This window comes from Mycobacterium sp. NGS29 (genome assembly GCF_059812965.1).
In genome coordinates this window covers 114,436-134,509 of sequence record NZ_JCALDR010000008.1, presented here as the reverse complement: position 1 = coordinate 134,509, position 20,074 = coordinate 114,436, and the positions used below count along the sequence as shown (strand labels likewise).

Sequence of the window (20,074 nt, the reverse complement as noted above, 5' to 3'; positions counted from 1 at the left end):
CTGGACCGGGAAGGGGAAGCGGGATGAAGCGTCTGGTACCGGCTCTGGCGACCGCAGGCGTGCTGCTGACGTGGTCGCCCGTTCCCGTCGCGGCGGCCGGCGACAACGCCGCCACCACCCTGTTCCCCGTCGACGAGGCGAGCCAGATCGAGACACATTCCTACGTCAATTGCCACGGTGGCGGCACCTGCGACTTCGTCGCCGGGGCCAACCTGCGCACACCCGACGGCCCGGCCGGGTTCCCGTCCGGCCTGTGGGCCCGCCAGACCACCGAGATCCGGTCGAACAACCGCCTGGCGTATCTGGACGTGCACGCCACCAGCCAGTTCGAGCGGGTGTTCAAAGAGGGCGGAATCGACACGATCACCACGCAGTACTTCGGTGACGGCCCGCCCGACAAGTACCAGACGACCGGCGTGATCAACTCGACGAGCTGGTCGACGGGAAAGCCGATGTCGGCGAACACGCTGGTGTACGTGTGCACGCACATCCAGGTCGTCTATCCCGGCGTCAACCTCACCTCGCCCAGCACCTGCGCGCAGACGCCGATCACCTGACGGTCCGCCCCCGCCTCAGCGCGGCAGACCCAGCAGCCGCTCGGCAGCGACGGTCAGCAAAATCTGCTCCGTGCCGCCCGCGATCGTCAGACACCGGGTGTTCAGGAAGTCAAAGACCGCCCGGTTGTGCACCAGCCCACCACCCTCGGACATATCCATCATGAATTCGGCCAGCTCCTGGCGGTAGCGCACACCGATCAGCTTGCGCACGCTGGACTGCGCCCCCGGATCCTGGCCACCCACTGCCAGCACCGCGATGCGCTGATCCAGCAACGCCCCGGACTGGGCCAACAGGATCAGGCCGGCGAGCCGGTCCTGCTGGGCGACGTCGAGGTCGATCTCGGCCAGGACCCGCAGCAGCTCTTCCATCGGGTTGCCCAGCGCGGTTCCGCTGGCCATCGCTATCCGCTCGTTGGCCAAGGTGGTGCGGGCCAGCCGCCAACCGTCGTTGACCTTGCCGACCACCATCTCGTCGGGAACGAACACGTTGTCCAGGAACACCTCGTTGAACAGCGAGTCACCGGTGATCTCGCGCAGCGGCCGGATCTCGATGCCCGGCGCCTTCATGTCCACCAGGAAGTACGTGATGCCCTTGTGCTTGGGGACGTCCGGGTCCGTCCTGGCCAGACACACCCCCCAGGCGGCTTTGTGGGCGGCCGATGTCCACACCTTCTGCCCGGTGAGCAGCCAACCGCCGTCACCGCGCACCGCCTTGGTGCGCAGCGACGCGAGGTCGGAACCGGCTCCCGGCTCGGAAAACAGCTGGCACCAGAGGAAGTCGCCGCGCAGGGTGGACGGCACGAACCGTTCGATCTGTTCCGGGGTGCCGTGCTCGAGGATGGTCGGCGCGGCCCACCAGCCGATCACCAGGTCCGGACGCTCGACGCCTGCCGCTGCCAGCTCCTGATCGATCAGCAGCTGTTCGGCCGGGCCGGCCCCACGCCCGTGCGGCGCCGGCCAGTGCGGCGCCTGCAGGCCGGCCTCGGCCAGCGCGGCCTGCCGCTGCTCCACCGGCAGTTGCGCCACTTCGGCCACCGCCGCGGCGATCTCGGCCCGCCGACCTTCTACCTCGGTCAGGTCGATGGACAGTTGCCGGCGGACCCCGTCCTGGGTCAGCGCCGCGACCCGGCGCAACCAGCGCTGCGCACCGCCGAGGAACCGGCCGATGCTGTGCGCCCGCCGCAGGTAGAGGTGCGCGTCGTGCTCCCAGGTGCAGCCGATGCCGCCGAGTACCTGAATGCAGTCCTTGACGTTGGCCTTCGCGGCGTCGATGGTCAGACCGGCCGCCAGGGCTGCGGCGATGGCGAATTGCCGGTGGTCCGGATCGGAGGCCGCGCGGGCTGCGTCACCGGCGGCCACCTCGGCCTGCTCGGCGCGGCACAGCATCTGCGCGCACAGGTGTTTGACCGCTTGAAAGCTGCCGATCGGCTTGCCGAACTGCTCCCGCACCTTGGCATAGGCGACGGCAGTTTCCAGGGCGTATCGGGTGATGCCCGCGGCTTCGGCGGCCAGCAGCGTCGCTGCCAGGTCCTCGACCCGCCCGCGCGGGGCTTCGAGCGGGACGGCCCGGGCGGACGTCAGCTTCACCCGGGCCAACGGGCGGGAGAAGTCCGCGGCGCGCAGCGGCTCCAGCGTCACCCCGTCGGCGTCGGAATCGACGAGCACCCACTTGCCGTCGGCCGGCACCAACAACAACCCGCCCGACGCACCGCCGAGCACCCACGGCAGCGTGCCGGAGGCCGCCTCGCCGTCGAACTGCACGTCGCCGTCCAGCGCCAGCCCGGCGAAACGTTCACCAGACATCAACGCGCCCAACAGTTCCGGGTCGGCGACCAGCAGGGTCGCCAACGCGGTCGTGGCGACCGGCCCCGGCACCAGCGCCTTGGCGGCCTCCTCGACCATGGCGCACAGATCCTCGATGCCCGCCCCGGCGCCCCCGGCCTCCTCGGACACGGCGACCCCGAACAAGCCGAGGTCGGCCAGGCCCGAAAAAACCGGCCGCCAGGCGTCGGGATCCCCCTGCTCCACCGCTCGGGCCGGGGCGACGGCGGGCTCCCCCGCGGCCGCGCTGCGGGCCCAGTCGCGCACCAGCTCGCGCGCGGCGAACTGTTCGTCGGTGACGGTCGCTACCACGAGCACTCCTCAGCGTCATCAAGTTCACCGGGCACACAGTCTTTCATGCCCACTAGAACGTGTTCTAATAGTGGAAACGATCAACCGTCAAGTCGACGGTAATCAGGCCAGGACACGTCGCTGTCCCGACTGCGGGGAGGTGGGAGATGTACGCCGAGAATGCGTATCGTTTGCGAACAGATCGCCCACACCAGGAGTCGCCAGCCACATGTCGCCAGCGAATGCCAGCAGTTCCGTCAACCAACCTCGCGAGGTGCTGAACGTGGCGGTACTTGCTGAGTCGGAACTGGGTTCGGAAGCGCAACGCGAACGGCGCAAACGCATCCTGGACGCCACCATGGCCATCGCGTCGAAAGGCGGGTACGAGGCCGTGCAGATGCGCGCGGTGGCGGATCGTGCCGACGTCGCGGTCGGCACCCTGTACCGGTACTTCCCGTCCAAGGTGCACCTGTTGGTGTCGGCCCTGGGCCGCGAATTCAGCCGCATCGATGCCAAGACCGATCGCTCCGCAGTGGCGGGCGGGACCCCGTTCCAGCGACTCAACTTCATGGTCGGCAAGCTCAATCGCGCGATGCAGCGCAATCCGCTGCTCACCGAGGCGATGACGCGTGCCTACGTGTTCGCCGACGCCTCGGCGGCCAGCGAAGTCGACCAGGTGGAGAAGCTGATCGACTCCATGTTCGCCCGGGCGATGAGCGACGGTGAGCCGACCGAGGACCAGTACCACATTGCCCGGGTGATCTCCGATGTGTGGCTGTCCAACCTGCTGGCGTGGCTCACCCGCCGCGCGTCGGCCACCGACGTGAGCAAGCGCCTCGACCTCGCGGTCCGACTTCTGATCGGCGATCACGAGAACTGCTAGTCGGGCCGTCCGGTCGGCTAGGCCGGCGGACCCGAGGTACGTCCCCGGATCAACTCGGTAGCAAGCAGTTCCACCACCGGCAGGCCCGAGCGCGGCGGCTGCAGCACCAATTCGCCTGCGCGCCGGCCCTTGTGCAAACTCGGCTGCGCCACCGTCGTCAGCCCCCGGCCGATCGCCTCGTCGACCCCGTCAAAGCCGGTGACCGTCATCTGACCCGGCACATAAATGCCATGTGCGCGAAGGTAATCCATGGCCGAGAGGGCCAGGATGTCGGCGGTGCACAGCAGCGCGGTGATGCGCGGATTGGCCTGCAGCGCCACGCTGGCCGCGTCGCCGCCGGAAGTGGGCAGGTGCTCGTAGCTTTCCACCACGGTCAGCGACTCCCGGTCGATGCCGGCGGCCGTCATCGCCTCCCACACCCCGATGATGCGTTCCCGCTGCACGTCGAAGATCGGCGACTGCAACCGGTCGGCAGTCACCAGGCCCTGGCGCCGGTCGCGGCCCAGCCGCATGGTCAGCAGGCCGATCTCACGGTGACCCAGGCCCAGTACGTATTCGGCGAGCTCGCGCATAGCCGCGCGGTCGTCGATACCCACCCGGCAGACCGACGGCAACCCGATCGGCTGGTCGACCACCACCACCGGCAACCGGCGCTGCAGCACCACCTGCAGATAGGGATCGTCGTCGCGCACCGAATAGACCACGAACCCGTCCACCCCGGCACCCAGCACCGCCGTGGTGCCGTCCTCGATGCTGCGTCCCGGCCCGACAGCCACCAGCAACAACCCCTGACCCAGTTCCTCGCACGACTGGGCCAGTCCCGCAACGAAATCCCGGGCCGCCGGGTCGCTGAACGAGTAGGTCAGCGCTTCGGTCATCACCAGTCCGACGGCGCCGGCCTTGCGGGTGCGCAACGATCTGGCCACCGGGTCCGGCCCCGCGTAACCGATCCGCTTCGCCGTGGCCAGCACCCGCTCCCGGAGTTCAGGGGAGAGCTGGTCCGGTCGGTTGAAGGCGTTGGAGATCGTGGTGCGAGACACCTTGAGCTCGGCCGCCAACGACGCCAGAGTCGCCCGCCTGCGCGGTGTTGGACTCACATTCGGTGACGCTACCGCGCCGTCCCGACCGCCGCTGCGGGACAGTGCCGCTCAACTTTCTGATGGAAACGATTTTCACTTATGTCTCTGTGTGGGAATCACCCGCCGCAGCGCGTTGGCCGCGGCACTGTCCGGTGGGTCCGCGCCGGCCCGCGGGCGTTTGCCGAGACTGCCACCGTCGGGGGAATCGTGCTGTCCCTGGCGCCAGGAGTGCCTGTTTCGGTGTTCCTGGCCGGCATCTCTTGCGTCATCCATCTTTTTTGCTGGCTACGCGGGCGACATCGGCACCAGCACCGCATAAGCTGATTACGCGCCGGCCCCGTGCGGTCGGCGAGGCGGGAAGGGGGAACAGTGCGTCAGCAGATCGTCGCGGTGGCCGCGCTGGTAGGAGCATGCACCCTCGTCAGTGGTTGCACCGACGTCGTCGACGGTAAGGCCCTGGCAGGTGCCAAGGCCGGTCTGGCAAATCAGACTCCGATATCGGTGAGCGCGCTGGACAACCTGCTGCTCGACCCGAGCCAGATCAACAGCGCCCTGGGCGCGACCTCGATGAAGGTGTGGTTCAGCGCCAAGTCCATGTGGGACTGGAGCAAGAACGTGACCGACACGAACTGCCTGGCAGTCGACAGTGCCGCGCAGGACAAGGTGTATGCCGGCACCGGGTGGACCGCGATGCGGGGACAGCGGCTCGACGACAGCGTCGACGACACCGGCGACCGCAAGTTCTACACGCTGCAGGCGGTCGTGGCGTTCCCCAACGCCCAGGACGCCAGCAACTTCTACAACTCCTCGGTGCAGAGCTGGAAATCGTGCGCCAACCGGCGCTTCAACGACGTCAGCCCCAACCAGTCCGACATCACCTGGACCGTCGGCGACGTGAACAACGAGAACAGCATGTTGAGCACCACCAAGGTCCAGGAACGCGGGGACGGCTGGACCTGCCAGCACGCCCTGACCGTGCGCAACAACATCGCCATAGACATCGTGACGTGCGCCTTCAACCAGACCGGCACCGCGGCCGTGGACATCGCCAACAAGATCGCGGGCAACATCGCCAAGCTGTAGGAACGCCGCGCCTAAGCTGAGCCCGTGGCCAGCATCGACCTCAACGCCGACCTGGGGGAAGGATTCGGCATCTGGCGATTGGGTGACGACGACGCCATGCTCGGAATCGTCACCAGTGCCAACGTCGCGTGCGGCTTCCACGCCGGCGACCCGGCCGGGCTGCTGCGGGTGTGCCGCACGGCCGCCGAGCGCGGTGTGCGCATCGGTGCTCAGGTGAGTTACCGCGACCTCGCCGGGTTCGGCAGACGCTTCATCGACGTCGCCGCCGAAGACCTGCGCGCGGACGTGATCTATCAGATCGGCGCCTTGCAGGCGCTGGCGCGGGCAGCCGGCTCGACGGTGTCCTACGTCAAACCCCATGGCGCGCTGTACAACACCATCGTCACCCACCGCGCGCAGGCCGCTGCGGTGGCGGACGCGGTTCAGCGCGTGGACGCCGCGCTACCGGTGCTGGGCATGACGGGTTCGGCGTTCTTCGAGGAAGCCGAACGCCGCGGGCTGCGCACGGTCGCCGAGGCTTTCGCCGATCGCGCCTATACCCCGGATGGCCGGTTGGTGCCCCGCCGCGAACCGGGTGCGGTGCTGCACGACCCGACGGCGATCGCGCGGCGGGTCGCGGCGATGGTGACCTCGGGTGAGGTGCCGGCCGTCGACGGCACCCCGATCGCGGTAACGGTGGAATCGGTTTGTGTGCATGGCGATTCGCCGGGCGCGGTGCAGATCGCGACCGCGGTGCGCGAGGCGCTGATCGCCGCCGGCGTCGAGTTGAAGGCCTGCTGCTAGTGCGGCTCAAACTGGGGCGTCCCGACCTCAGCCGATATTCACATCGGTTCGATGTGCCTGTCGCAGCACCTGACTCGCCACTGTCAGCGATGTGGATGGGGGTGGCGACCCTGCTCCTGGACGACGGATCGTCGGCATTGCTGACCGACGGTTATTTCTCCCGCCCCGGACTGGCGCGGGTGGTGGCCGGCAAGGTGGCGCCTTCGCCTGCGCGCGTTGACGGTTGCCTGGCGCGGGCCAAGATCACCCGACTCGCCGCCGTCATACCGGTGCACACCCACATCGACCACGTCATGGATTCCGCGCTGGTCGCCGAGCGCACCGGTGCCCGGTTGGTCGGCGGTGAATCGGCGGCCAATGTGGGCCGCGGGCACGGGTTGGCCGACGACCGCCTGACGGTGGCGGTTTCCGGTGAGCCGATCATGTTGGGCGCCTTCGAAGTAACGCTGATCGAGTCGCATCACTGCCCGCCCGACCGGTTCCCGGGAGTGATCGATGCCCCGGTGGTGCCGCCGGTGCAGGCGTCGGCCTACCGGTGCGGCGAAGCGTGGTCCGCGCTCATTCACCATCTGCCGTCCGGCCGGCGACTGCTGATCCAGGGCAGCGCCGGTTACGTCGCCGGTGCGCTGCACAACCGACCGGCCGACGTTGCCTATCTGAGCGTCGGCCAGCTGGGTCTGCAGCCGCGGTCCTATCTCGTCGAGTACTGGAACCAGACCGTGCGGGCGGTCGGGGCACGACGGGTCGTCCTGATCCACTGGGACGACTTCTTCCGTCCGCTGTGGAAACCGTTGCGCGCCCTGCCCTATGCGGGCGACGACCTGGATGTGTCGATCCGCGTCCTCGACGAGCTGGCCGCCGAGGACGGCGTTGCCGTGCAGATGCCCACGCTGTGGCGGCGCGAAGATCCCTGGGTCTAGACCGTTGACACTGACCCTCTCGCTGGTGCTGCTGGCTGTCGTGCTCGCGTGCGCGGTGGCACGCCCCCGGGGCCTGCCCGAGGCGGTGGCGGCCGTACCGGCGGCAGCGATTCTGGTGGCGGTCGGTGCGATCTCGCCACACCAGGCGGGCGCCCAGGTGTCCGGTCTCGGCCGGGTGGTCGCCTTCCTGGGCGCGGTGTTGGTGCTGGCCAAGCTGTGTGACGACGAAGGGCTGTTCGAAGCAGCGGGTGCGGCGATGGCGCGCACCGGTTCGGGGTCCTACGGGCTGTTGCGGCAGGTATTCGTCATCTCGGCGATCATCACCGCGGTGCTCAGCCTCGACGCCACCGTCGTGCTGTTGACCCCGGTGGTGCTGGCCACCGTGCGCCGGTTGCGGACCCCGGTCCTGCCGTATACCTACGCCACCGCGCACCTGGCCAATACGGCCTCGCTGCTGCTTCCGGTGTCCAACCTGACCAACCTGCTCGCCTACCGCGGTGCCCACCTTTCGTTCGTCAAGTTCACCGAACTGATGGCGTTGCCGTGGCTGGCCGCGACGGGCACGGTGTACGTGGCGTTCCGGCTGTTCTTCGTCCGCGACCTGCGCACCCAACCCGACCGCGCGGATCTCGGACCGCCACCGCGTCCACCGGTGTTCGTGCTGGTGGTGGTGGGTGCGACGCTGGCCGGTTTCGCGGTGGCCGAGTACCTGGACATCCCGCCGGCATGGGCTGCGCTGTGCGGTGCCGCGGTGCTGGCTGCCCGCAGTCTGCGGCACCGGCGCACGACGGTCACCGAGATACTGCACTCGCTCAACATTCCGTTTCTGGTGTTCGTGCCCGCGCTGGGCATCGTGGTACAAGCCGTCATGCTCAACGGCATGGCCGCCACGATGTCGGCCCTGGTCCCGGCCGGTTCCGGGTTGGCGGCCCTGCTCGGCGTCGCGGCCCTGGCGGCCGTGCTGGCCAATGTGGTCAACAACCTGCCGGCAACGCTGGTGTTGGTGCCGCTGGTCGCCGCCGGCGGACCTGCGGCCGTACTGGCCGTGTTGATCGGCGTCAACATCGGACCAAACCTGACCTACGTGGGTTCGCTGTCCAACCTGTTGTGGCGACGGGTGCTGCGCCAGTACCGGGTCGAGCCCGGTGTCGGGGAGTACACCCTCCTGGGGTTGTGCACAGTGCCGGCCGCATTGCTGGTGGCGGTGCTGGCGTTGTGGGCAGGCGTGCGGGTACTGGGTGTCTAGCCGCCGCGGTGTGGCCCGCCCGGGCCGGATCGGATGATCGCCGCCAGTTCCTCGCGGGACTGTGCCCCCACCCGCTGACAGGCGCGGTAGATGTGGCCTTCCACGGTGCGTATCGACATGACCAGCTTCTCGGCGATCTGCCGGTTGGACAGACCGGCCGCGACGAGTTCGGTGACATCGCGCTGCCGACCGGACAGCTTGAGCCCGGCCGGAGTTCGCAGCGCCGGCGTGTGCAGTCCGCCGCACTCGACCGCCAGTTCCTTGGCCAGTGCCGCCGCATAGAGCCCGCGTCGCTGTTGCTGACTGCCGGTGAATGCCACGGAAGCCTGCGCCGCGGTATCGGCGGCGGCGGCCCGGTCACCGATGGCGCGGTAGGCCGCCGACGCCGCCAGCAGAGCCGTACCGTCACCGGCCGCCAACGCCGCCGTGTGCGCCGCGACCGCATCCGCCAGTGGCAGCGACAACGTCTCGGCCAACTCGCGGGCGCGCCCCGCACCCGCGGTGTCGCCCCACTGCGCCGCAGCCTGGATACAGGCCAGTTCATGGGTGGGTTGCCCGCGGTCGCGGGCAATTTCCGCCGCCCGCCGCACCTCGGTCACGGCTGCGCGCAACTGCCCGTCGGCAGCCAACCCCCAGCCGACCGCCACCGCCAGCCCGGTGTGCATGAACAGGAAGTCCGGCGGTACGCAGGACCGCGCCGACGCGACCGCTTCGGCGGCGTCAGCTGCCTGACCCAGTTTGGCGTGCGCCTCGGCCAACGCGAAAAAGGTGGCCGGCCGCAGACCGGTGGTGACGGCATGCTTATGCACTCCGGCAAGTGCTTCGTGACCCAGCCGGGCGGCGTCGGCGACTGCTCCGCGGGCCAACTCGACGTTACTCAACAGGCACGCCAGATTTGCATAGGCCAGGCCGGGAACATCGCGCGCCGAATCACCCAATGTCGTTGCCATGTCGACGAATTCGGCGATCCGACCGGTCAGCCGGCACGCCCGGCCGTACACCGCTCCGAACCAGAACCTCATGTGCGAGGCCTCGAACGACGTCGTCGCACGCCGCAACGCCTGATCGGCCAGCACGGTGAGGTCGTCGACCTCACCCAGCGCTCCCCTGGCCATGATCAACGCCAGCGCCGCCATCATCGCGTGGAAGTCCGGCAGTGCGGTGGATTCCAAGGCGGCGCAAGCATTTTGGGCAGCATCCCGGCAGCGCGCCGATACCGCATCCAGACAGGCCTGCACCGCCAGGCGCTCGGCTGACTGAGCCGGCGTTTCGGACCCGGCCGCCAGGCCGTCCAGGACGGCGGCCGCCTCCGCAGGCCGGCCCAGCATCCAGACCAGGTTGGCCGCGCGCACGGTCGCCCAGTGCTGACCGTCGGGCAGGTCGGCGAGCTGACGCAGCGCCTCCTCCGCCTGATCGCCACGGCCCAGCAGAACCAGGTTCATCGCCCGCACCGCCGCCGCACCGGGTGCGCCTGCCCGGGTCGCCGCGGCGGCGAACCGGTCGGCCAGATCGAGGTCCAGCAGCGTCATGGCGTGACGCGCCGATTCCAGATAGAGCACGGGATCCGGACCGAGATCGGACTCGAGGCGCAGCAGCGCCCGGCGCACGGTGGCCTGCATGTCGGCGTCGCCGTCGTCGGCCAGCCGCGTCGCGAGCCGGCCGCGGATCGCCGACAGGTGCATCTCGCCCGCGACGGCACGGCGCAGTTCGCCGAACAACGGGTGCGCCAGCCGGACCGTCAATGCGGCACCGGTGCGCTCGACGGTGACCAGTCCCATCCGCTCGGCGGCGTGCAGATCAGCGCGGCACACCAGGTCGCACAACACGTCGACGGGCAACGGCTCGCATTGCGACAGGACGTCGACCACCATCGCCATCGGCGGATCCAGCCGGCCCATCTGGCGCATCACGGTGTCGGACAGGCTCGCCGACACCGCAACATCGTCGTCCCAGATCCAGACCCCGGCCAGGTTCCGCATCCGACCGGCCGCCAGCTGGTCAGCGAGCAACTGCCGCAGGAACAGGCTGTTGCCGCCGGTGAGCTGGCGGAACCGGGCGGCACTGCGGGCGTCCACGGGGCCGCCGAGCGTGGTCTCGATCACCTCGCGGGTCGCCTCGGCCGAGAGCGGCTCCAGATCCAGGCGGGTCAGCAGGCCGTCTTTCCACAACGCCGTGACGGCGTCGGGTTCCGCGCCGCCGGTACGCATGGTGACCACCAGCCGCGCCCCGCCGGACTGGGCCAGCTGGTGGACAACCAGGGCCGACAACCCGTCGAGCAGGTGCGCGTCATCGACACCCACCAATACTCGGCCTCGATCCTGTTGCAGCACAAAGGAATCGATTACCCGTCGCACGCTCTGCCACGGGTCGACCGGCTCACTCAGCACACCGATGAACGCGCCGAGCGGCAGCGCCCGCGCCGACTCGGTGCCTACGATCCACTGGGTACGCCCACCCGCGATCTTGGCCTGTCGCAACACTTCGCGCGCCAGCCAGGTTTTTCCCACCCCCGCCGCCCCGGCGATCAGCACGCCCGCCTGCGCACCGGTCCCTCTGAGGGCACGGCGGATGGCTGCCAATTCGCTGGCACGCCCGGTCAACGGCGCGGCGCCGATCACCCCGCGACTATAACGTTCGTCAGCGCTGTCGGATGGTGGCGCGGCCCGCCTTCGGTGGCACGACGGCCGGCCTGCCCAGCAAAGTGACCTCCATCAGCCGACGGACCGTGAGGCGTGCGGCTTGGTCGGTGTCGAAGTGTATGAGCCGGCCGATGTCGACGGCGAGTGCGAACGCGGCGTGCACGGCGTATCGCGCCCGCCCGATCTTGAGCTCCGGTCGCGCCTCCACCGCGAGGCGCGCCCAGGATTCGACGGTGGACCGCTGAATGTTGTACAGCAGGATCGCATCGGTCTCGGGCAGGTTGTGCCGCTCGGTGTAGTACACGCACGCCAGTTCGGGATTGGCCAGCGACCGCGCCACGTAGGCGTCGACCAGCTGTGCAAGCGCCTGTTCCGGGTCGCTGTTGGCGGCCAGGCTGGTGGACAGATCGGCGAGCAACTGATCGGCCATCCGCCGATACGACACGGCGAGGATGTCGGCTTTGCCGGGGAAGTAACGGTAGATGCTGCCCACCGGCAAGCCGACCGCGGAGGCGATATCGTCCATCCCGGTTTCCCGGTAGCCATGCTCGTAGAACAACCGCATCGATTCGCGCAACAGCAGTTCGTACTCCCCGCCCGTGCCCGAGAACGGGGCCGGCGGCGCCGTGCGGGGCGCAGTCCCGCGCCGGGTCGGCAGGTCGGTCAGCAGCACCGCGGCGCAGATGTCGTTCAGGGTCTCCCGAATCTCGCCGTTGCTGAGGCGGGAACGGTGGTCGGTGATGCTGCCGATCACGCTCAGAATCGCGGCCGACAAGCTCCAGCGTTGGTGCGAGGTGAGTTTCGGCCGCAGCTCCATCAGGGGTCGCTGCAGGCGGCGGTTGACCAACTTGAGTTGATCGGCAAGTGCGCTCTGGTCGGCGCCGTGCAGGTAGCGGCCTTCCCAGCGGTACAACCCCCCGGCGGTGCGGTTGGCGATGGTGGTTTCGATCAGCGCGCCGATCAACAGCCGGACGGTCTCACCGGGATCGGCGTCGTCGGACAGGTTCTCTGCGAAATCGGTTGCGTCGACCAGGTGCTGCCCGAGTGCCAGCACAGCATCCCGGAACAGGTCGTACTTGCCTTGGGAGTGCCGGTAGAGAGCCGCCGCGGAAATCCCCACCCGGGCGGCGATGTTCTCCATACTCACCGCGTGATAGCCCAATTCGCTGAACGCGTCGGAGGCAGCGCGGGCTATCTGCTCCTTGCGGTCCTTCGGACGCCGCTTGACTTCCTTGGCGGAGGTGCGGCGCGCCTGGGGCATGTAGATCACCGTAGCCGCGCGGCCTGGGTACGGAGGGACGAACGTGCTCATTCGGCTCCGGGCGCCTCGATCAGGAACCGCGGGGTGCGCGGTCGCGCCACATCACCGGCAGTGCGAGATCGGCCAGGACGGTACGCAACAGCGTCGGATAGTTGGTGATGAGCCCGTCCACCCCGGCGCCGATCTGCTCGCGCATCGCCTCGACGTCGTCGACGGTCCAGGGAATCACCTTGAGTCCCAACGCGTGCGCTCGAGCAACGAAGGCGGTGTCGACCAGACGGTAGTCCGGCGACAGGATGTCCGCCCCGACCATCGCGGCGCCGAGCATCGGGTCACCCACGATCCCCGGATCGATGTGAGCGGTCCATGGTGAACCCGGCACCCAGGTTTGCGCACTCCACAACGCCACCAACGGAATCGACGGCTCGGCCTGGCGCACCAGCGGCAGCGTGCGCCAGTCGAAGCTCTGGATCTGCACCCGGTCCGTGGTGCCGGCGGCCCGGACCGCGGCCAGCACGGCGTCGACGAACTCCTGCGGGCCGGCGGTGGCCCCCGGCCGATCCGCCTGCACTTTGGTTTCGATGTTGTACCCGACACCGGCCGACACGGTGTCGGCGAACACTTCGGACAAGGTGGCGATCTTGTTGCCCCACACCACTTCTGCTGCGGGAAACTGCGGGTCGGGCCGGCCGCAGTCCAAGGTGCGGAGCTGCGCCAGGGTCAGCTCGTGCACCTGGCTGCCCACGTACGGATAGGCCGGGTCACCGGTGAACGCCGGCGCGGTGTCGGCACAGGCAGTGGCCTCGATGACCGTGTCGTGCCACACCACAGGTTGGCCGTCCTTGGTGATACCGACATCCAATTCGATTGTGCTGACCCCTGTTTCGACCGCCTTGCGGAAGGCACGCAGCGACTCGCCGGTGGTCTCACCGCGCCCCCCCGCGTGGGCCTGCACATCGAAGCCGACCGGTTGCGCCGACGCCACCGGCACCCACGCCGCCCCCGCTATTGCCGAGCAGACGCAAAAGCCCGCGACACGCCGAAGATTCCGGAGCTTTTGCGTCTGCTCGGCCAGGGAAAGTCACCCCCGGCGCTGGCGAGCAATCTCGGCGAGCACCACCCCGGCGGCGACCGCGGCGTTCAGCGATTCGGTCTGACCCGCCATCGGGATGGACACCACCTGATCGCAGTTCTGCCGCACCAGCCGCGACAGTCCCTTGCCCTCGGAACCGACGACGACCACCATCGGATCGGTGCCGTCCAGATCGTCGAGCACTGTGTCGCCCCCGGCGTCCAGACCCACCACCCGCAGGCCCCGTCCGGCCCAATCCTTCAGCGTCCTGGTCAGATTGGTCGCCCGGGCCACCCGTATCCGGGCCGCCGCCCCGGCGCTGGTGCGCCACGCGACCGCGGTCACCGAGGCGGAGCGGCGCTGCGGGATCAGCACACCGTGGCCGCCGAACGCCGCCACCGAACGCACGATCGCGCCGAGGTTGCGCGGGTCGGAGATATTGTCCAGCGCCACCAGCATTGCCGGTGGCGTGGCGAGTGCGGTGGCGACCAGATCATCGGGATGGGCGTAGTCATAGGGCGGCACCTGCAACGCGATGCCCTGGTGCAGGTGGTTGGCCGTCATGCGGTCCAGGTCGGTGCGCGGCACCTCGAGAATCGCGATGCCCGAATCGGCCGCGCGGGAGACGGATTCGGTCAGTCGCTCGTCGGCCTCCGAACCCAGTGCGACATAGAGCGCCGTCGCCGGGACCCCCGCACGCAGGCATTCCAGGACCGGATTGCGGCCCAGTACCGTTTCGGTCTCGTCGACCTTGCGGGCCGGGCGCTGGGCTTGCGGCTTGGCCCGCTTGGCCGCCGGATGGTGCGGGCGCAGATGCGCCGGGGGCGTGGGTCCGCGCCCCTCCAGTCCGCGGCGACGCTGGCCACCCGAGCCGACGGTCGGCCCTTTCTTGGAGCCGGATTTGCGGATCGCCCCGCGGCGCTGCGAGTTGCCGGCCACTACTTGCCGCCACCGCTCAGCGTCCACTGCGGACCGTCGGCGGTGTCGGTGACCTCGATACCGGCCAGCTTGAGCCGGTCCCGGATCTCGTCGGCCAGTGCCCAGTTGCGCTCCTCGCGCGCCTTCTGCCGATTCTTCAATTCGGACTGGACCAGCACGTCCACCGCCGCCAGCGCGGCCGATGTCTCGTCTTTGGATTCCCAGCGCTCGTCGAGCGGATCGCAACCCAGGATGCCCATCATCGCGCGGATCGAGGACGCGCTGCGCAGCGCGCCCTCGTGGTCGCCGGCGTCCAGCGCGCGGTTGCCGTCGGCACGGGTCTGGTGAATCTCGGCCAGCGCCATCGGCACGGACAGGTTGTCGTCGAGCGCGCCGGCGAAGCGCGGGGTCCATTCGCCGGGTACGACGGCACCGACTCGGCTGCGGACCCGGTGCAGGAAGTCCTCCAACCCGACATAAGCGCTGACCGCGTCCTGCAGTGCGGTCTCGGTGTATTCCAGCATCGAGCGGAAATGCGCGCTGCCCAGGTAGTAGCGCAGTTCGGCGGGTCGCACCCGTTCCAGCATCGCCGGGATGGCCACCACGTTGCCCAGCGACTTGCTCATCTTCTCGCCACCCATGGTCAGCCAGCCGTTGTGCAGCCAGTAACGAGCGAACCCGTCGCCGGCGCTGCGGCTCTGCGCGATCTCGTTCTCGTGGTGCGGGAAGATCAAATCCATTCCACCGCAATGGATGTCGAATTCCGGTCCGAAATAGGTGCGGGCCATCGCCGAACATTCCAGGTGCCAGCCGGGACGCCCGCGCCCCCACGGCGAAGGCCACGACGGCTCGCCCGGCTTCTCCCCCTTCCACAGGGTGAAATCGCGCTGATCGCGCTTGCCGGTGGCCACGCCCTCGCCCTGGTGCACGTCGTCGATCCGGTGCCCGGAGAGCTGGCCGTACTCGGGGTAGCTGAGGACGTCGAAGTACACATCGCCGGCGGCGGCGTACGCATGACCGGTTTCGATCAGGCGTTCCATTAATTCGACCATCTGCGTGATGTGACCGGTGGCCCGGGGCTCCGCCGACGGCGGCAGCACACCGAGCGCGTCGTAGGCGGCGGTGAAGGCTCGCTCATAGGTGGCCACCCACTCCCACCAGGGCCGGCCCGCCGCGGCGGCCTTGGTCAGGATCTTGTCCTCGATGTCGGTCACGTTGCGGATGAACGAGACCTCGTAGCCGCGAGCGATCAACCAGCGGCGCAGGATGTCGAAGGCCACACCGCTGCGGACGTGCCCGATGTGCGGCAGCGTGTCCGGAGTCGCGCCACACAGGTAGATGGAGACGTGGCCGGGCCGGATCGGCACGAAATCACGCACGGCACCTGTTGCCGTGTCATGGAGCCGCAGGACGGCACGATCGGTCACGACGTGCCAGCTTACTGCCTGCACCGCGGCCGGGGCGCCGCGCGGCCTAGCGGAGCGGAATGACCATCGCGGTCGCGATGGCGGCCAGACCCTCGCCGCGCCCGGTGAGACCGAGCCCGTCGGTAGTCGTGGCCGACACCGATACCGGCGCGTTGAGCAACCGCGACAACACCGCCTGCGCCTCGGAACGGCGCGGGCCGATCTTCGGCCGGTTGCCGATCACCTGGACCGCCGCATTGCCCACCCGGTAGCCCTCCGCGGCGAGCAGCTGGACGACGTGCCTGAGCATGTCGGCGCCGCTGACGCCCTGCCAGCGGGGATCGTCGACGCCGAAGACGCCACCGATGTCACCGAGCCCGGCGGCAGACAGTACCGCGTCACACAGCGCATGCGCCGCGACGTCGCCGTCGGAGTGTCCGGCGCAGCCGTCCACGCTGGGGAATAGCAGGCCGACCAGCCAGCACGGCCGCCCGGGTTCGATGGGGTGCACGTCGACGCCCAACCCGACGCGTGGCTGCTGGATCACGTCCGCACCACCGACCTGGCCAGCTGCAGATCCAGCTGGGTGGTGATCTTGAAGGCCAGCGGGTCGCCGTCGACCACCTGGATCCGGCCGCCGATCTGCTCCACCAGCGACGCATCGTCGGTGAAGCCGGCAGTGCCGGCGTGCTGGTAGGCGCGCACCAGCAGCTCGGTGGCGAAACCTTGCGGCGTCTGCACCGCGCGCAGACCGGCCCGCTCCGGCGTCCCCAGCACCACGCCGTTGGCGTCGACGGCCTTGATGGTGTCCGCCAACGGCAGGCCGGGTACCACCGCCTGGTGACCCGCCCGCAGCGCTTCGACGACCCGCGCGATCAGCGACGGCGGTGTCAACGGCCGCGCCGCATCGTGCACCAGGACGAACTCCGGCGGTTGGCCGAGCGCCGACAACGCCGACTGCACGGTCTCGGTGCGGGTCGGCCCCCCGGCCACGATCGTGGCGAGGTGTCCCAGGATCAGCTTGGCCTCGTCGGTGCGATCGGGCGGGACCGCGACGATCACGGAGTCCACCACGCCGGAGGCCCGCAGACCCTCGAGGGTGCGCTCGACCAGCGAACGGCCTTCGAGTTGATAGAACGCCTTAGCGACGCCGGCAGCCAGACGCTGCCCGGACCCTGCGGCCGGGATTATCGCGACGACCTTTCCCGCGCTCACCTACGAGCTCCGGGGAATTCAGGAGGCGGCGGCCAGGACCTCGTCGAGAATGGTGTCCGCCTTGGCCTCGTCGGTGCTCTCAGCCAGGGCCAATTCGCCGACCAGGATCTGGCGCGCCTTGGCTAGCATCCGCTTCTCGCCCGCCGAGAGACCGCGCTCCTGATCGCGCCGCCACAGGTCGCGCACGACCTCGGCCACCTTGTTGACATCGCCGGAGGCGAGCTTCTCGAGGTTGGCCTTGTACCGGCGGGACCAGTTGGTGGGCTCTTCGGTGTGCGGAGCACGCAGCACCTGGAAAACTTTGTCGAGGCCTTCCTGGCCCACGACATCACGGACACCGACGTACTCGGCGTTGTCCGCCGGGACTCGAACGGTCAGGTCGCCCTGCGCGACTTTCAAGACGAGATACTCTTTTTGCTCCCCTTTGATGGTTCGAGTTTCGATCGCCTCGACTAACGCAGCACCGTGGTGTGGATAGACAACGGTGTCACCGACCTTGAAGATCATCTGATTCGAGCCCCTTTCGTTAGCTGAGTCTAACACGCGGGCCCGACGCGTGGGGAACAACGGTGCAGGTCAGAGGCACGCCGGGTGCATATTAGGTCTTGACAGGCGGGCCAGGACGTGCAGGGGGACCATCTTCGGTGGCGCATTCAGTCCCTTGGGCACGGGCCCGAATCCGCCCTCCGAGAATATCTGGCCGGCCCCTGCCGGAGTTCAGCGGGCACCGGGCACAAGCTGGCCGGCACCCGATATCGGGTGTCCCCGCTACCGCCGACGATGCGTTGCTACTACTGTCCATAGTTGAAATCCGGGACCAGGAGGCATTGAGTGAACCGCTTCAACATCCGACTGCCGCTGCGCCTGGCCAAGCTGACCACCTGGGTGGCAACCGCTGGTGTGGCGGCGGCCGTGCTCAGTGGTTGTGGGACCGGCCAGATCTCGCAGACCGCCGCCCAGGAACCCGCCGTCAACGGCAACCGGCTCACCATCGGCAACGTGGCGCTGCGCGACATCCGGATCCAGGCCGCGCAGACCGGTGACTTCCTGCAGCCCGGCCGCACCGTGGAGCTGGTGCTGGTGGCCGTCAACAGCTCGCCGTACGAGGCCGACCGGTTGACCGGCATCACCAGTGACATCGGGCAGGTGACGTTGTCCGGGGACCCCAAGCTGCCGGCCGCCGGGATGCTGTTCGTCGGGACACCGGACGGTCAGACCGTGGCGCCGGGGCCCCCGGGAGCCAACGGCGTCGCGAAAGCGACCGTGAACCTGTCCAAGCCGATCACCAACGGCCTCACCTACCAGTTCAGCTTCAAGTTCGAAAAGGCCGGCGAGCGCAGCGTCCAGGTACCGATTTCGGCCGGTGTGGAGCAGGCGCAGGAACGCGCGCCGCACCACTCCTGAACCAGCCTGTCGATACCGGGATCTGTCACCCCCCGGCGATAGCGTCACGGCGTGGCCAATGCGCGTTCGCAATACCGCTGCTCGGAATGCAGTCATGTCAGCGCCAAGTGGGTGGGCCGCTGCCTGGACTGCGGCAGCTGGGGCACCGTTGAAGAATCCGCTGTCCTGACTGCGGTCGGCAGTGGCCGGCGCTCGCCCCCGTCGTCGTCGCGTGCCGTGCCGATCAGTTCGGTCGAGCCCGACAGCAGCCGGCATCGTCGCACCGGGGTCGGCGAACTGGACCGGGTGCTGGGTGGCGGTGTCGTGCCCGGCTCGGTGACGCTGCTGGCCGGGGACCCCGGGGTGGGCAAGTCCACCCTGCTGCTCGAGGTGGCCCACCGCTGGGCGCAGCGCGGGCAACGCGCGTTGTACATCTCCGGCGAGGAGTCCGCCGGGCAGATACGGCTGCGCGCCGACCGGATCGGCGGCGGCGGGACGTTCGACGAGGTCTATCTGGCCGCCGAGTCCGACTTGCACGCCGTCCTGGCCCATATCGAGACGGTGCGGCCGGCGCTGGTCATCGTCGATTCGGTACAGACGATGTCGACCAGCGAGGCCGACGGCGTGGCCGGCGGGGTCACCCAGGTGCGTGCCGTGACGGCCGCGCTGACCGCCGTCGCCAAGACCAGTGGCGTGGCGATGATTCTGGTCGGTCACGTCACCAAGGATGGGGCGATCGCCGGGCCGCGCTCGCTCGAGCACCTGGTGGACGTGGTGCTGCACTTCGAAGGCGACCGCAACGGATCGTTGCGGATGGTCAGAGGGATCAAGAACCGGTTCGGCGCTGCCGATGAGGTCGGCTGCTTTTTGATGCACGACAACGGCATCGAAGGCGTCTCCGATCCCTCACACCTCTTCCTGGACCAGCGGCCGACCCCGGTGCCCGGCACCGCGATCACGGTGACCTTGGACGGGAAGCGTCCGCTGATCGGGGAAGTCCAGGCCTTGCTGGCCGTCCCGAACGGCGGTTCGCCGCGGCGGGCGGTCAGCGGTATCGACCATTCCCGGGCCGCGATGATCACCGCGGTGCTGGAAAAGCACGCCGATTTGAAGCTGGGCGTCACCGAGATCTATCTGTCGACGGTGGGCGGCATGCGGTTGACCGAACCGTCGGCGGACCTGGCGATCGCCACGGCGCTGGCCTCGGCGTACCACAGCCTGCCGCTGCCCACCACTGCGGTGATGATCGGCGAAGTGGGCCTGGCGGGCGACCTGCGCCGGGTCCACGGCATGGAGCGGCGGCTGACCGAGGCTGCCCGGCAGGGCTTCACCGTGGCGCTGATTCCACCGGGTTGTGCTGCCGTCCCGACGGGGATGCGGGCGTTGAGTGCGGCCACCATCGGCGAGGCGATGCACCACATCGTCGCCATCGCCGATCACCGCGCCGCCCGGCCGCGACGGAACCCGCCGACGGGCGGCTCGGCATAAGGGTCCCGCCGGACCGCGCGGCATAGCAG

The 20,074-nt window shown here is 69.0% G+C and carries 18 protein-coding genes; 8 read left to right on the top strand and 10 right to left on the bottom strand.

Annotation, left to right across the window (positions count from 1 at the left end; genetic code table 11):
- Window positions 1–23: 23 nt before the first annotated feature.
- Window positions 24–557 carry a hypothetical protein gene (locus AC5Y5Z_RS13690; protein ID WP_463828578.1) on the top strand — a complete coding sequence of 178 codons (534 nt, stop codon included), beginning with the start codon at window positions 24–26 and terminating at the stop codon, window positions 555–557.
- Window positions 558–572: 15 nt separating this feature from the next.
- Here the strand turns inward: AC5Y5Z_RS13690 and AC5Y5Z_RS13685 are convergent, their stop codons facing one another.
- A complete protein-coding gene (locus AC5Y5Z_RS13685) occupies window positions 573–2,690 on the bottom strand; it encodes an acyl-CoA dehydrogenase family protein (RefSeq protein WP_499925580.1) in 2,118 nt (705 codons plus the stop codon).
- A gap of 262 nt (window positions 2,691–2,952) precedes the next feature.
- Here AC5Y5Z_RS13685 and kstR point away from each other — a divergent pair, with 262 nt between their 5' ends.
- Window positions 2,953–3,552, top strand: coding sequence for a cholesterol catabolism transcriptional regulator KstR (kstR, locus tag AC5Y5Z_RS13680; RefSeq protein WP_463828576.1), 600 nt, complete (start codon window positions 2,953–2,955; stop codon window positions 3,550–3,552).
- A gap of 17 nt (window positions 3,553–3,569) precedes the next feature.
- Here kstR and AC5Y5Z_RS13675 read toward each other — a convergent pair whose 3' ends face one another.
- Window positions 3,570–4,649, bottom strand: a complete 1,080-nt coding sequence (locus AC5Y5Z_RS13675) for an Rv3575c family transcriptional regulator (protein WP_473139839.1) — start codon at window positions 4,647–4,649, stop codon at window positions 3,570–3,572.
- A gap of 351 nt (window positions 4,650–5,000) precedes the next feature.
- On the opposite strand from AC5Y5Z_RS13675, the gene AC5Y5Z_RS13670 reads away from it, so the two are divergent.
- The 4 genes from AC5Y5Z_RS13670 to AC5Y5Z_RS13655 are packed head-to-tail and all read left to right on the top strand — an operon-like array spanning window position 5,001 to window position 8,663.
- Window positions 5,001–5,714: a sensor domain-containing protein gene (locus tag AC5Y5Z_RS13670; protein ID WP_499925577.1), complete on the top strand. Its 714-nt coding sequence runs from the start codon at window positions 5,001–5,003 to the stop codon at window positions 5,712–5,714.
- Between the two features lie 24 nt (window positions 5,715–5,738).
- Entirely contained in the window at window positions 5,739–6,497 is a 759-nt protein-coding gene (locus tag AC5Y5Z_RS13665; RefSeq protein ID WP_499925575.1) for a LamB/YcsF family protein, read from the top strand.
- Window positions 6,497–7,417: an MBL fold metallo-hydrolase gene (locus AC5Y5Z_RS13660; RefSeq protein ID WP_499925573.1), complete on the top strand. Its 921-nt coding sequence runs from the start codon at window positions 6,497–6,499 to the stop codon at window positions 7,415–7,417. The genes AC5Y5Z_RS13665 and AC5Y5Z_RS13660 overlap by 1 nt, the downstream gene beginning before the upstream one ends.
- A gap of 4 nt (window positions 7,418–7,421) precedes the next feature.
- Window positions 7,422–8,663: an SLC13 family permease gene (locus AC5Y5Z_RS13655; protein ID WP_499925571.1), complete on the top strand. Its 1,242-nt coding sequence runs from the start codon at window positions 7,422–7,424 to the stop codon at window positions 8,661–8,663.
- Here the strand turns inward: AC5Y5Z_RS13655 and AC5Y5Z_RS13650 are convergent.
- The 8 genes from AC5Y5Z_RS13650 to carD all read right to left on the bottom strand — a co-directional run bounded on the left by AC5Y5Z_RS13650 (window position 8,660) and on the right by carD (window position 17,681).
- A complete protein-coding gene (locus AC5Y5Z_RS13650; protein WP_499925569.1) occupies window positions 8,660–11,281 on the bottom strand; it encodes a LuxR C-terminal-related transcriptional regulator in 2,622 nt (873 codons plus the stop codon). The genes AC5Y5Z_RS13655 and AC5Y5Z_RS13650 overlap by 4 nt on opposite strands.
- A gap of 19 nt (window positions 11,282–11,300) precedes the next feature.
- Entirely contained in the window at window positions 11,301–12,563 is a 1,263-nt protein-coding gene (locus AC5Y5Z_RS13645; protein WP_499925567.1) for a TetR/AcrR family transcriptional regulator, read from the bottom strand.
- A gap of 70 nt (window positions 12,564–12,633) precedes the next feature.
- A complete protein-coding gene (locus AC5Y5Z_RS13640; protein WP_499925566.1) occupies window positions 12,634–13,554 on the bottom strand; it encodes a glycerophosphodiester phosphodiesterase family protein in 921 nt (306 codons plus the stop codon).
- A gap of 90 nt (window positions 13,555–13,644) precedes the next feature.
- Entirely contained in the window at window positions 13,645–14,574 is a 930-nt protein-coding gene (rlmB, locus tag AC5Y5Z_RS13635) for a 23S rRNA (guanosine(2251)-2'-O)-methyltransferase RlmB (protein WP_463828567.1), read from the bottom strand.
- Complete coding sequence (gene cysS, locus AC5Y5Z_RS13630) at window positions 14,574–15,980, bottom strand: cysteine--tRNA ligase (protein ID WP_499925564.1); 1,407 nt, start codon at window positions 15,978–15,980, stop codon at window positions 14,574–14,576. Before cysS ends, rlmB begins: the two co-directional genes overlap by 1 nt.
- 46 nt (window positions 15,981–16,026) lie before the next feature.
- Window positions 16,027–16,506 carry a 2-C-methyl-D-erythritol 2,4-cyclodiphosphate synthase gene (gene ispF / locus AC5Y5Z_RS13625; protein WP_463828565.1) on the bottom strand — a complete coding sequence of 160 codons (480 nt, stop codon included), beginning with the start codon at window positions 16,504–16,506 and terminating at the stop codon, window positions 16,027–16,029.
- On the bottom strand, window positions 16,503–17,174 hold the full coding sequence (gene ispD, locus AC5Y5Z_RS13620; protein WP_499925563.1) for a 2-C-methyl-D-erythritol 4-phosphate cytidylyltransferase: 672 nt from the start codon (window positions 17,172–17,174) through the stop codon (window positions 16,503–16,505). Before ispD ends, ispF begins: the two co-directional genes overlap by 4 nt.
- Before the next feature lie 18 nt (window positions 17,175–17,192).
- A complete protein-coding gene (gene carD, locus AC5Y5Z_RS13615; RefSeq protein ID WP_065132069.1) occupies window positions 17,193–17,681 on the bottom strand; it encodes an RNA polymerase-binding transcription factor CarD in 489 nt (162 codons plus the stop codon).
- A 324-nt stretch (window positions 17,682–18,005) separates the two neighbouring features.
- Here carD and AC5Y5Z_RS13610 point away from each other — a divergent pair, with 324 nt between their 5' ends.
- Both AC5Y5Z_RS13610 and radA read left to right on the top strand, forming a co-directional pair.
- On the top strand, window positions 18,006–18,578 hold the full coding sequence (locus AC5Y5Z_RS13610) for a copper chaperone PCu(A)C domain-containing protein (RefSeq protein ID WP_499925562.1): 573 nt from the start codon (window positions 18,006–18,008) through the stop codon (window positions 18,576–18,578).
- Window positions 18,579–18,629: 51 nt separating this feature from the next.
- Window positions 18,630–20,045, top strand: a complete 1,416-nt coding sequence (gene radA, locus AC5Y5Z_RS13605) for a DNA repair protein RadA (protein WP_499925560.1) — start codon at window positions 18,630–18,632, stop codon at window positions 20,043–20,045.
- Window positions 20,046–20,074 lie beyond the last annotated feature (29 nt).